General features: G+C 69.1%; 10 protein-coding genes. 5 read left to right on the top strand and 5 right to left on the bottom strand.

Annotation, left to right across the window (positions count from 1 at the left end; translation table 11 throughout):
• Positions 1-22 precede the first annotated feature (22 nt).
• From JOL79_RS28995 to JOL79_RS28985, 3 genes are read left to right on the top strand one after another with little or no spacing between them, the layout of a single operon-like run.
• Positions 23-1,315 carry a lysine N(6)-hydroxylase/L-ornithine N(5)-oxygenase family protein gene (locus JOL79_RS28995; protein ID WP_210159091.1) on the top strand — a complete coding sequence of 431 codons (1,293 nt, stop codon included), beginning with the start codon at positions 23-25 and terminating at the stop codon, positions 1,313-1,315.
• Positions 1,312-1,884 carry a GNAT family N-acetyltransferase gene (locus JOL79_RS28990; RefSeq protein WP_210159090.1) on the top strand — a complete coding sequence of 191 codons (573 nt, stop codon included), beginning with the start codon at positions 1,312-1,314 and terminating at the stop codon, positions 1,882-1,884. The genes JOL79_RS28995 and JOL79_RS28990 overlap by 4 nt, the downstream gene beginning before the upstream one ends.
• Positions 1,881-3,656: an IucA/IucC family protein gene (locus JOL79_RS28985; protein ID WP_210159089.1), complete on the top strand. Its 1,776-nt coding sequence runs from the start codon at positions 1,881-1,883 to the stop codon at positions 3,654-3,656. Before JOL79_RS28990 ends, JOL79_RS28985 begins: the two co-directional genes overlap by 4 nt.
• Positions 3,657-3,707: 51 nt before the next feature.
• On the opposite strand, the gene JOL79_RS28980 is transcribed toward JOL79_RS28985, so the two are convergent.
• A complete protein-coding gene (locus JOL79_RS28980; RefSeq protein WP_210159088.1) occupies positions 3,708-4,085 on the bottom strand; it encodes an ArsR/SmtB family transcription factor in 378 nt (125 codons plus the stop codon).
• A 4-nt stretch (positions 4,086-4,089) separates the two neighbouring features.
• Positions 4,090-5,028: an alpha/beta hydrolase gene (locus JOL79_RS28975; RefSeq protein ID WP_210159087.1), complete on the bottom strand. Its 939-nt coding sequence runs from the start codon at positions 5,026-5,028 to the stop codon at positions 4,090-4,092.
• Positions 5,029-5,370: 342 nt separating this feature from the next.
• Here JOL79_RS28975 and rpoB point away from each other — a divergent pair, with 342 nt between their 5' ends.
• Together rpoB and JOL79_RS28965 are read left to right on the top strand one after the other, a co-directional pair.
• The gene (gene rpoB, locus JOL79_RS28970) at positions 5,371-8,850 is read left to right on the top strand and encodes a DNA-directed RNA polymerase subunit beta (protein ID WP_210159086.1); all 3,480 of its coding nucleotides are present in this window, start codon (positions 5,371-5,373) and stop codon (positions 8,848-8,850) included.
• Between the two features lie 188 nt (positions 8,851-9,038).
• A complete protein-coding gene (locus JOL79_RS28965) occupies positions 9,039-9,500 on the top strand; it encodes a hypothetical protein (RefSeq protein WP_210159085.1) in 462 nt (153 codons plus the stop codon).
• On the opposite strand, the gene sigJ is transcribed toward JOL79_RS28965, so the two are convergent.
• The 3 genes from sigJ to JOL79_RS28950 all read right to left on the bottom strand — a co-directional run bounded on the left by sigJ (position 9,488) and on the right by JOL79_RS28950 (position 11,751).
• Positions 9,488-10,411 (bottom strand): RNA polymerase sigma factor SigJ, encoded by a 924-nt coding sequence (sigJ, locus tag JOL79_RS28960; RefSeq protein ID WP_210159084.1) that lies wholly within the window; start codon positions 10,409-10,411, stop codon positions 9,488-9,490. The two genes, JOL79_RS28965 and sigJ, sit on opposite strands and share 13 nt — an antisense overlap.
• Before the next feature lie 85 nt (positions 10,412-10,496).
• A complete protein-coding gene (locus JOL79_RS28955; protein ID WP_210159083.1) occupies positions 10,497-10,883 on the bottom strand; it encodes a DoxX family protein in 387 nt (128 codons plus the stop codon).
• A 7-nt stretch (positions 10,884-10,890) separates the two neighbouring features.
• Positions 10,891-11,751: an NAD(P)H-binding protein gene (locus JOL79_RS28950; RefSeq protein WP_210159082.1), complete on the bottom strand. Its 861-nt coding sequence runs from the start codon at positions 11,749-11,751 to the stop codon at positions 10,891-10,893.
• Positions 11,752-11,756 lie beyond the last annotated feature (5 nt).

Raw genomic sequence — 11,756 nt, 5'->3', positions numbered from 1 at the left:
GACGCCCACATCGGAGACACGCATGTCCACGCACGACTTCATCGCGATCGGGCTGGGTCCGCACAACCTCGGCCTGGCCTGCCTGACCGAGCCGATCGGCGAGCTCGACGGGCTGTTCCTGGAGCGCAGGCCCGGCTTCGACTGGCACCCGGGGATGCTGCTCGAGTCGGCCACGCTCCAGACGCCGTTCATCGCCGACCTGGTCACCCTGGCCGACCCGACCTCCCCCTACTCGTTCCTCAACTACCTCAAGGAGTCGGGGCGGCTCTACCCCTTCTACATCCGCGAGACCTTCTACCAGCTCCGCACGGAGTACAACGCCTACTGCCGCTGGGCCGCGGCGCGCCTGCGCGGCGTCCGCTTCGGCCAGGAGGTCACCTCGGTGACGTACGACGAGAGGGACGGGCTCTACACGGTCCACGTGACCGACACGAGCGCCGGGGGAACGGCCGAGCACCGGGCGCGGCACCTCGTGCTCGGCACCGGCACCCCGCCGTACCTGCCCGAGCCGTGCCGGGAGCTGGGCGGCGACCTCGTCCACGCAGCCGGATACCTGGACGCCAGGGCCGCGTTGCGGGGCAAGGAGAGCATCACCGTCGTCGGCAGCGGCCAGAGCGCGGCCGAGATTTACCACGACCTGCTGTCCGGCATCGACACCCACGGCTACCGGCTCACCTGGGTGACCAGGTCGCCCAGGTTCTTCCCGTTGGAATACACCAAGCTCACGCTGGAGATGACCTCCCCCGACTACGTGGACTACTTCCACGCGCTGCCGGAGGACACCCGCTACCGGCTGGAGTCGGAGCAGAAGGGGCTGTACAAGGGCATCGACTCGGAGCTGATCAACGGCATCTTCGACCTGCTCTACGCCAAGACCGTGCGCGGCCCGATCCCCACCCGGCTGCTGACCAACACCGAGCTGCGGACCGCGTCGTATGACGGCGGCGAGTATGTGCTCGGGCTGCGCAACGTGGAGCAGGGACGCGACTTCTCGCTGGTCACCCAGGGTCTGGTGCTGGCGACCGGCTACCGCTACGAGGTGCCCGCCTTCCTTGAGCCGGTGCGCGACCGCATCCGCCGGGACGGCCGCGGCCGCCTCCGGGTCGCGAGGAACTACAGCGTCGACGTCACCGGCCGGGGGATCTTCCTGCAGAACGGCGCCACCCACGCGCACAGCGTCACCTCGCCCGACCTGGGCATGGGGCCCTACCGCAACTCGTGCGTCATCCGCGAGCTGCTGGGCCGCGAGTACTACCCGATCGAGAAGACCATCGCGTTCCAGGAGTTCGGGGCGCCCGAGGATGTGATCAGATGAGCGAGATCGTCTTCACCCGCACCGGCGACCGGCTCGGCGAGTTCGCCGTACGGACCCTCGACGTCGACGCGGACGCCGCGACGCTGCACCGGTGGGTGACCCACCCCAAGGCCGAATTCTGGCTGATGGGGGACGCCGACCTCGGCCGCGTCGCCGCCGGCTACCGCGCGATCGTCGATCATCCGCACCACGACGCGTTCGTGGGGCTGGCCGGCGGCGAGCCCGCGTTCCTGGTCGAGCGGTACGACCCCGCCCACGTCGAGCTCGCCGGCCTCTACGACGCGGAGGAGGGCGACGTCGGCATGCACTTCCTGTGTGCGCCGGCGGCCACCCCGGTCCACGGCTTCACGCTGGCCGTGATCACCACGGTCATGGAGATGCTCTTCGCCGACCCGGCGGCCCGGCGCGTCGTGGTCGAGCCGGATGTGCGCAACACCGCGGTCCACCGGCTCAACGCGGCCGTGGGCTTCGAGGTCGTCGGGCGGATCGCCAAGCCGGAGAAGGAGGCGCTGCTGAGCGTCTGCACCCGCGACCGGTTCCGCGCCGCCACCCGGGGGGTGCGCGCGTGAATCCCCGCGACGCCGTCTCCCATCTGACACCGGACAACTGGGCGCGCGCCAACCGGCACCTGGTCCGCAAGGCGCTCGCCGAGTTCGCCCACGAGCGGCTGATCGTCCCCGCGCCGGCGGGCGCCGGCCGTTACGCCGTACGCTCCGACGACGGCACGGTGGAGTACCGGTTCGCCGCCGACCTCCTGTCACTCGACCACTGGCGGATCGGGGGCATCACCCGCCACCGGGTCGCCGACGGCGCGGAACTCCCGCTCGACGCGCTCGACCTGTGCGCCGAACTGCGCGGGTCGCTCGGGCTGAGCGACGAGGTCATCCCCGTCTACCTGGAGGAGATCGGCTCCACCCTGTCGGGCCTCGCGTACAAGCTGGCCAAGCCTCCCGTCGGCGCGGCCGAGCTGGCCGAGGCCGGCTTCCAGGCCGTCGAGACCGGCATGACCGAGGGCCATCCGTGCTTCGTGGCGAACAACGGGCGGATCGGCTACGGCATCCACCAGTACCACCGTTACGCTCCGGAGGCCGCCCGCCCGGTGCGGCTGATCTGGCTGGCCGCCCACCGCGACCACGCCGTCTTCACCTGCTCGGCAGATCTGGACTACGACCGGCTGATGCGAGCCGAGCTGGGCGACGAGGTCCTCGGCCGGTTCGCGGCCACCCTGACCGGCCTCGGCCTCGACCCCGCCGACTATCTGCTCATCCCGGTGCATCCCTGGCAGTGGTGGAACAAGCTGTCGGTGACGTTCGCCGGCGAGGTCGCCCGGCGGCGGCTGGTCTGCCTCGGCTCCGGCGACGACGAGCACCTCGCCCAGCAGTCGGTCCGCACCTTCTTCAACGTCACCGACCCGGCCAAGCACTATGTGAAGACCGCCCTGTCGGTGCTGAACATGGGCTTCATGCGGGGCCTGTCCGCGGCGTACATGGCGGCGACCCCGGCGATCAACGACTGGGTCGCGGGTCTCGTCGCGGGCGACGCGACCTTCCGGGCGACCCGGCTGACGATCATCCGGGAGCGGGCCGCCGTCGGCTACCGCCATCGGCAGTACGAGGCCGTCACCGGCAGGCACTCGCCGTACCGGAAGATGCTCGCGGCGCTGTGGCGGGAGAGCCCGGTCCCCGCGCTCGAACCCGGCCGGCGCCTGGCCACCATGGCGTCCCTGCTGCACGTCGACCACGAGGGAAGGTCGTTGGCCGCAGCGCTGATCGAGCGGTCGGGCCTGGCCGCCGAGGAGTGGCTGCGGCGCTACCTCGACGCGTACCTGACCCCGCTGCTGCACGCCTTCTACGCGTACGACCTGGCGTTCATGCCGCACGGAGAGAACGTCATCCTCGTCCTGGACGGCGGCGCGGTCGAGCGGGTGATCTTCAAGGACATCGCGGAGGAGATCGTCGTGATGGACTCGCGGGTGCCGCTGCCTCCCGAGGTCGAGCGGATCCGGGCGGACGTCCCCGAACACCTGCGGCTGCTGTCGATCTTCACGGATGTCTTCGACTGCTTCCTCAGGTTCCTCAACGCCGTGCTGGCCACCGAAGGCGTGCTCGACGAGGAGACCTTCTGGCGGACCGTGGCCGGGTGCGTCTCCCGCTACCAGGCGTCGGCGCCGCACCTGGCCGACCGGTTCCGCCGGTACGACATGTTCGCCGGCAGGTTCGCGCTGTCGTGCCTCAACCGGCTGCAACTGCGGAACAACGTGCAGATGCTCGACCTGGCCGACCCCTCCGCCGCGCTCGTTTTCGCCGGCGAGCTGGACAACCCGATCGCCCGGTTCGCGTGACCGCGGTCAGAGCCCCGTGACCTCACTGCGGCGTGAGCGTTGCGGGACCCGTCACGCCGTACCCGCGAGTGCGGGCGGCACCGGGCCGATCAGCGCCGACATGCGGGCCAGGACCGCGGGGTTGATCCAGTAGTAGACCCACGTGCCGCGCCGTTGGGAGTCGATGAGCCCGGCCTGCCTGAGCACCTTGAGATGGTGGCTGATGGTCGGCGGGGTCAGGTCGAAGGCCACCGTGAGGTCGCACACGCACGCCTCGCCGCCCTCATGACAGGCGATCAGGGACAGCAGGCGCAGCCGCACCGGGTCGGCGATCGCCTTGAACAGCGGCGCCAGTTCGGCGGCCTCGCCCTCCGACAATGGCTCGGACGCAAGCGGCGCGCAGCACGCGTTCGCATCGGAGTCCACGATCGGCAGCACTTGCTTCGACATACCTCTAATTTGGCACACGTCGCGATACTTCCGAGAACCTCTCCTTGAGGAAGGCGACGGCCTGGGCGATGGCGGCCTGAGCCGCCTGGGTGCCACGCAGGGCGTTGAGCATGACGAAGTCGTGGATGATGCCGTTGTAGCGCACGGCGACGACCGGCACGCCGGCTTCGCGCAGTCTGCCGGCGTAGGCCTCGCCCTCGTCGCGCAGCACGTCGGCCTCCGCGGTGACGACCAGCGCGGGTGGCAGCCCCTGGAGCTGTTCGGTGGTGGCGCGCAGCGGCGACGCGGTGATCTCGGCGCGTTCGGCCTCGCTGGTCGTGTACTGGTCCCAGGCCCATCGCATCGCGTCCCGCCGCAGGAAGTAGCCGGTGGCGAACCGCTGATACGAGCCCGTGTCGAAGGCGGCGTCGGTGACGGGGTAGAACAGCACCTGGGCCGCCAGCGGGATCGCGCCCTTGACCTGGAACGTCAGCGCGGCCGCCATGTTGCCGCCGGCCGAGTCGCCGGCCACCGCGATCCGGGAGGGGTCCAGGCCCAGCGTGGCACCGTGCTCGACCACCCAGCGGGCGGCGGCGTGGTTCTCCTGGATCGCGACCGGATAGCGTGCCTCGGGCGCGAGGCTGTAGTTCACGAACACCACCGCGGCTCCCACGCCCAGGGCCAGTTCGCGGGCCAATCTGCCGTGGGTGTGGTCGTTGCCGTACACCCAGCTCCCGCCGTGGAGGTACAGGATCACGGGAAGGGGCTCGGCGGCATCGGCGGGCCGGAAGACGGTCAGGTTCCCGACGGTCTCCCGCGTGGTGCCGGGCACGTCGATTTCTGGTGACTGGGCCTCGTCGACGGCCTTGCGGCCCACCTCGGGCGGCAGTTCGAACAGATGGGGCGGGCTCGCCGTCGCGTCGGCGAAGGCCTGCGCCGCGCTCTCCAGAACGGGTTCGCTCATCGTCGATCAGCCTCCGGTTTGTCGCTGCCGTCGCGAGAAGCATCCCTTGGGGGAGCGCGCGGTCAAGTCTTGAAAAACCCAGAGATATGACGGTGCCTGTACGCTCGGCCGCGAACCGGACCGCCGGCACATGGTGCGATCGTAGGGAAGTTGACGAGCCCGTTGCGGCTGTGGCAACCTGAACATGGCAGCGAGGTTGACGCTTATAGTACGCGTGGACACGTCTTTATTGTTTGCGGTACGCTGCTCTCTCGCGCCGTTTGTCGACGCCCCTGGATTCCGTCCGGGGCGTTTGGTGTGCGCGCAGTCCGATTCCATCCGTGCTCTCCGGAAGGACATCTGTTGGCAGCCTCGCGCAACGCCTCCGCCGTCCCCGCTGGTCCCCGTCGTGTGTCTTTCTCGCGTATCGAGGAGCCGCTCGAAGTTCCCGACCTTCTCGCCCTGCAGACCGAGTCCTTCGACTGGCTGCTCGGGAACCAGAAGTGGAAGGCCAGGGTCGAGGCGGCTCGTCAGGCCGGGCGCAGGGACGTTCCGGCCCAGTCGGGCCTTGAAGAGATCTTCGAAGAGATCAGTCCGATTGAGGACTTCTCCGGGACCATGTCCCTGTCGTTCCGCGATCATCGATTCGAGCCGTCGAAGTACTCCGTGGAGGAGTGCAGAGACAAGGACATGACCTTCTCCGCCCCCATGTTCGTGACGGCGGAGTTCATCAATAACACCACGGGTGAGATCAAGAGCCAGACGGTGTTCATGGGCGACTTCCCGCTCATGACGTCGAAGGGCACGTTCATCATCAACGGGACCGAGCGTGTGGTGGTGTCCCAGCTGGTCCGGTCGCCGGGTGTCTACTTCGATCGTTCGGTCGACAAGACCTCCGACAAGGATCTGTTCGGCTGCCGGGTGATTCCCTCGCGGGGGGCCTGGCTGGAGTTCGAGATCGACAAGCGTGACAGCGTCGGGGTGCGAGTCGACCGTAAGCGCAAGCAGCCCGTGACCGTGCTGCTGAAGGCGCTGGGGTGGACGAGCGACCAGATTCTTGAGCGGTTCGGTCAGTATGAGTCGATCCGGGCGACGCTGGAGAAGGATCACACCTCCGGTCAGGATGACGCGCTGCTGGACATCTACCGCAAGCTGCGTCCGGGTGAGCCGCCGACCAAGGAGTCGGCGCAGGCGTTGCTGGAGAATCTGTATTTCAATCCCAAGCGGTATGACCTGGCGAAGGTGGGCCGCTACAAGATCAACAAGAAGCTGGGCGTCGACTCGGAGATCACGCAGGGCACGCTGACCGAGGAAGACGTCGTTGCCACCATCGAATACCTGGTGCGGTTGCACGCGGGTGAGGAGTCGATGGCGGGCGCGGGCGGCCGTGAGGTGATCGTCGAGACCGACGACATCGACCACTTCGGCAACCGGCGGCTCCGCAGTGTCGGCGAACTGATCCAGAACCAGGTCCGCCTGGGCCTGGCCCGCATGGAGCGCGTTGTCCGCGAGCGGATGACGACCCAGGACGTCGAGGCGATCACGCCGCAGACCCTGATCAACATCCGCCCGGTGGTGGCGTCGATCAAGGAGTTCTTCGGCACGTCCCAGCTGTCGCAGTTCATGGACCACACCAACCCGCTGGCGGGTCTGACCCACAAGCGGCGCCTGAACGCGCTGGGTCCCGGCGGTCTGTCCCGTGAGCGGGCCGGCTTCGAGGTTCGTGACGTGCACCCGTCCCACTACGGCCGGATGTGCCCGATCGAGACGCCGGAAGGCCCGAACATCGGCCTCATCGGCTCACTGGCCTCCTACGGCCGGCTCAACGCCTTCGGCTTCGTCGAGACGCCGTACCGGCGCGTCGTCGAGGGCAGGGTCACCGACGAGATCGACTACCTGACCGCCGACGAGGAAGACCGCTACGTCAAGGCGCAGGCCAACACGGCGCTCAACCCGGACGGTTCGTTCGCCGAGGCTCGCGTCCTGGTCCGGACCAAGGGCGGCGAGACCGAGCTCGCGCGTGCCGAGGAGGTCGACTACGTCGACGTGTCGCCGCGTCAGATGGTGTCGGTGGCGACCGCGATGATCCCGTTCCTGGAGCACGACGACGCCAACCGGGCGCTGATGGGCTCCAATATGATGCGCCAGTCCGTGCCGCTGCTGAAGAGCGAGGCGCCGCTGGTGGGCACCGGCATGGAGTACCGTGCCGCGACCGACGCCGGCGACGTGATCAGCGCGGAGAAGGCCGGTGTGGTCGAGGAGGTCTCGGCCGACTACGTCACCGTGATGAACGACGACGGCACCCGCACGACGTATCGGGTGGCGAAGTTCAAGCGGTCCAACCAGGGCACCTGCTTCAACCAGAAGCCGATCGTGACCGAGGGTGACCGGGTGGAGGTCAACCAGGTCATCGCCGACGGGCCGTGCACCGACAACGGTGAGATGGCGTTGGGCAAGAACCTGCTGGTGGCGTTCATGCCGTGGGAGGGTCACAACTACGAGGACGCGATCATCCTGTCCCAGCGGCTGGTGCAGGACGACGTGCTGTCGTCGATCCACATCGAGGAGCACGAGGTCGACGCCCGCGACACCAAGCTGGGCCCGGAGGAGATCACCCGCGACATCCCCAACGTCTCCGAGGAGGTGCTGGCCGACCTCGACGAGCGGGGCATCATCCGCATCGGCGCGGAAGTCACCACGGGGGACATCCTGGTCGGCAAGGTCACGCCGAAGGGTGAGACGGAGCTGACGCCGGAGGAGCGGCTGCTGCGGGCGATCTTCGGGGAGAAGGCCCGTGAGGTGCGTGACACCTCGCTGAAGGTGCCGCACGGTGAGTCGGGCAAGGTCATCGGCGTCCGCGTGTTCTCCCGTGAGGAGGGCGACGAGCTTCCTCCGGGGGTCAACGAGCTGGTCCGCGTCTACGTGGCGCAGAAGCGCAAGATCACCGATGGGGACAAGCTCGCGGGCCGGCACGGCAACAAGGGCGTCATCTCCAAGATCCTGCCGGTCGAGGACATGCCGTTCCTGGAGGACGGCACCCCGGTCGACATCATCCTCAACCCGCTGGGCGTGCCCGGCCGGATGAACGTCGGCCAGGTGCTGGAGACCCACCTGGGCTGGATCGCCGCCCGAGGGTGGGACATCACCGGCGTCCAGGAGGCGTGGGCCGAGCGGCTGCGCGACAAGGGCTTCGGCCAGGTCGAGCCGCACACCAACATGGCCACCCCCGTCTTCGACGGCGCCCACGAGGAGGAGATCGTCGGACTCCTCGACAGCACCATCCCCAACCGCGACGGGGACCGGCTGGTGCAGGGCGGCGGTAAGGCCCGGCTGTTCGACGGCCGCTCCGGCGAGCCGTTCCCGCACCCGATCGCGGTCGGTTACATCTACATCCTGAAGCTGCTCCACCTGGTGGACGACAAGATCCACGCCCGGTCGACGGGCCCGTACTCCATGATCACCCAGCAGCCGCTGGGTGGTAAGGCGCAGTTCGGCGGGCAGCGGTTCGGCGAGATGGAGGTGTGGGCGCTGGAGGCGTACGGCGCCGCCTACGCCCTGCAGGAGCAGCTGACCATCAAGTCCGACGACGTCCTGGGCCGGGTGAAGGTCTACGAGGCCATCGTCAAGGGTGAGAACATCCCGGAGCCGGGCATTCCCGAGTCCTTCAAGGTCCTCATCAAGGAGATGCAGTCGCTCTGCCTCAACGTCGAGGTGCTCTCCAGCGACGGCAGATCCATCGAGATGCGCGACACCGACGAGGACGTCTTCCGCGCGGCGGAAGAGCTCGGCATCGATCTGTCCCGGCGTCCCCACGAGGGCGCGATGACCGTCGACGAGGTCTGACCGTTCCCGCACCGGATCTCCGCGTGCGGGCCGGGGCCGGAAGACGCCCGTCTTCCGGCCCCGGCCACGCGGACCTCGTCGGTGCCATACCGACGGCCGCGGCGCCGAGGCGGCGCAGCCGTCCTCGGCATAGCGCCGGGTCGAGGACCTTCCCCGAAGTGCCATCGGCAGAGGTTACTGTCACTGCCATGCCGACGCCCGAGCTGATCCCCATCGCCTACCAGCCCGACTACCACACCGACACCATCGGCGCCCACGCCGAAGGACTGTTCTTCGGAGGGGTGTGCCGGGGATGGCCCGTCGCGGCCTTCGAAGAGATGGGCAAGTGGCCCTGGCGTGATGAGCGTGGTGAGCCGATCCCGGGGCCGTGGTTCGCGATCCTTCATCTGTTCGACCAGGACGGCCGGCACCTCAGCTCCGAGATCAGCCCGTTTACCGACGACACAGAGGCAGATCAAGCGTTGCGCCGGATGGTGGCCCGCTTGCGGGACATGGAGTACGGGGACATCGCCATCCGTCCCTTCCGCGTGGACGCCCACGACTGCGTGTTCGGGCTCATCGACGAAACAGACAGAGCCGACGGCTACGTCGAGTACTACCCCAACCACATCGGGTTCTATGAGCCCTGGGACGGCTCCTACGACACCTGATCGGCATCGCGTCCTTCGGCGGTCTCGGGACCCCGTTCGGAGACGGATCCGAGCTTGTCGGGGTTGCTGACCACGTAGATGTCGCGCACCTGCTCCCCGTCCGCGTCGAGGTCGAGCACCATCACCGCGAGGGGCGCGTCCTCCGTGAAGATCACCACGGAGGGGTCGCCGTTGACCTGGCGGTACCGGACGTCCACGCCGCCGCGTGCGTTGGCCACGACCACCCGGGCGACCTTGTCGCGGCCGTGGATCGGACGCGGCCCGCCCGCCGTCGACTTGCCTCCGCCGTCGGGCCACAGGACGACGTCGGGCGCGAGCATCTCCATCAGCGCGGGCAGATCACCGCCGAACGCCGCCTCGATGAAGCGCTCGGTCACCTCCCGGTGCGTACGCCGGTCGATCCGGGCGCGCGGACGCCGGGCCTGTACGTGTTCGCGCGCCCGGTGGGCGATCTGCCGGATCGCGGCCGGATTGCGGTCCAGCATGGCGGCGATCTCGGTGTGCTGGTAGGCGAACACCTCATGCAGGACGAACACGGCCCGCTCCAGCGGGGTGAGCGTCTCCAGGACCACCAGCAGCGCGATCGACACCGACTCACCGCGTACGGCGGGCTCGGCGGCGTCGGGACCGGTGACCAGCGGTTCCGGCAGCCACGGGCCCAGGTAGGCCTCCTTGCGCCTGCGCAACGCGCTCTGGTGGGCGAGGGCCTGGTTGACCGCGACACGCACCAGGTACGCGCGGTGGTTGTCGATGCCGGCCACATCTCGGGCCGCCCACGCCAGCCAGGTCTCCTGCAGCACGTCTTCGGTGTCGCCGACCGTGCCGAGCATGTTGTAGACGATCGAGAACAACAGCTCGCGGTGCTCGGCGAACACCTCGGAGGCGTCGGCGGCGGGGTTCTCACGCATCATGGGCGCTCCTTGCCGGTACGGATACCCCCCCAAGAGCCCGTGGGGCGCGCGAGTGTGACCTCGCGGGGGAACCGCACCCACGGTTTCAGGGTGCCGCGTGCAGCACGAGGGCGGGATCGAGCGCAAGCGTGGCGACCGCCAGGCCGAGGAACACGATCGCCAGGTAGAACTGGGGTGAGAAGTCGCCGACGCGCAGGTGAGTGTACAGAGCGCAGACGAAGTAGAGGATGAGGCCCGCGGCGGCGGCCGTGCCGACGAAGGGCACGCCGAGCAGCCCGAGCACGAGTCCCAGTGCGCCCAGCGCCTTCAGCGCGCCGATCGGCCAGACCAGCCAGGACTCCGGCACGCCGGCCCGCGCGAGCGCGGGGCCGAGCGTACGCATGATCGGTGCGAACCGGGTCATGGCCGCGAATCCGGAGAAGGTGTTGAATGCGGTGGTCACCAGAGCGGTGACGACGTACGCGGTCGGCATCGGAGGCTCATCCGTTCCGGAAGGCGGCGACGTGATCGGCCACCCAGTCGCCGTACGTCCGGGCCGGACGGCCGAGGACCTTGTCCATCTCACCTGTCGGAGGATGCTGGTCGCGACCGGCGTAGTGGTCGTACCGGGCCATCAGGGCGCGTACGAACGGCTCGGGCAGTCCGTTGCCGATGAGGTGCGCGGCGACGGCCCCCGGGGGGACTTCCTCGAAGCGCAGGGGCCTGCCGAGCGCGGCGGCGATCACGGCCACCATCTCCTCGTGCGACAGCGACTCCGGTCCGGTGAGCTCCAGCCGGCGGCCCGCCAGTTCGTCGGTGAGCAGGGCTCGGGCCGCGACCTCGGCCAGATCCCGCTCGTCGAGCACGGACTCGCGGAAGCCGGCGTGCACGTAGCGCACGACGTCCCCGGCGTGGATCTGGGCGCCCCACGCCCGCAGGGTGTTGCCGGCGAAGCTGCTGGCGCGCAGGCTGGTCCAGGCCAGGCCGCTGGCGACGGCAGCGTCCTCGGCCTCCTTGTTCCGGTCTCCCCGCCGGCGGGACGGTTGCAGGTCGGACGGGTCGTCGATGTTCATGGCCGACAGGGCCACCACCTTGCGCACGCCCCGCTCGGCGGCCAGGGCGAGGAGCCGGTCGGCGGAGTCGCCGAAGGCGCGTGGGTGCAGGAAGACGGCCTCGACGCCGGCGAAGTGCCCGGCCGTGGTGCCGGGCCGGGCCGGGTCGCCCTGGACGACCTCCACGCCGTCCGGCAGGGCCGCATCGCGCGGAGAGCGGCTTACGGCGCGTACGGGGGCGCCTTCGGCGACGAGACGCTGGACGACGAGACGCCCGAAGGCGCCGGTCGCTCCGGTGATCAAGATCATGGTTC

This window comes from Microbispora oryzae (genome assembly GCF_017896165.1).
Taxonomy (GTDB): Bacteria; Actinomycetota; Actinomycetes; order Streptosporangiales; family Streptosporangiaceae; genus Microbispora; species Microbispora oryzae.
The sequence above is the reverse complement of the archived record's forward strand: the minus strand, read 5'-3'. Positions and strand labels throughout refer to the sequence as shown.

Coding starts and splice junctions, on each gene's coding strand:
- JOL79_RS28995 (WP_210159091.1), top strand. CDS start 23: ATGTCCACGCACGACTTCATCGCGATCGGGCTGGGTCCGCACAACCTC.
- JOL79_RS28990 (WP_210159090.1), top strand. CDS start 1,312: ATGAGCGAGATCGTCTTCACCCGCACCGGCGACCGGCTCGGCGAGTTC.
- JOL79_RS28980 (WP_210159088.1), bottom strand. CDS start 4,085: ATGTCGAAGCAAGTGCTGCCGATCGTGGACTCCGATGCGAACGCGTGC.
- JOL79_RS28975 (WP_210159087.1), bottom strand. CDS start 5,028: ATGAGCGAACCCGTTCTGGAGAGCGCGGCGCAGGCCTTCGCCGACGCG.
- JOL79_RS28965 (WP_210159085.1), top strand. CDS start 9,039: ATGCCGACGCCCGAGCTGATCCCCATCGCCTACCAGCCCGACTACCAC.
- sigJ (WP_210159084.1), bottom strand. CDS start 10,411: ATGATGCGTGAGAACCCCGCCGCCGACGCCTCCGAGGTGTTCGCCGAG.
- JOL79_RS28955 (WP_210159083.1), bottom strand. CDS start 10,883: ATGCCGACCGCGTACGTCGTCACCGCTCTGGTGACCACCGCATTCAAC.
- JOL79_RS28950 (WP_210159082.1), bottom strand. CDS start 11,751: ATGATCTTGATCACCGGAGCGACCGGCGCCTTCGGGCGTCTCGTCGTC.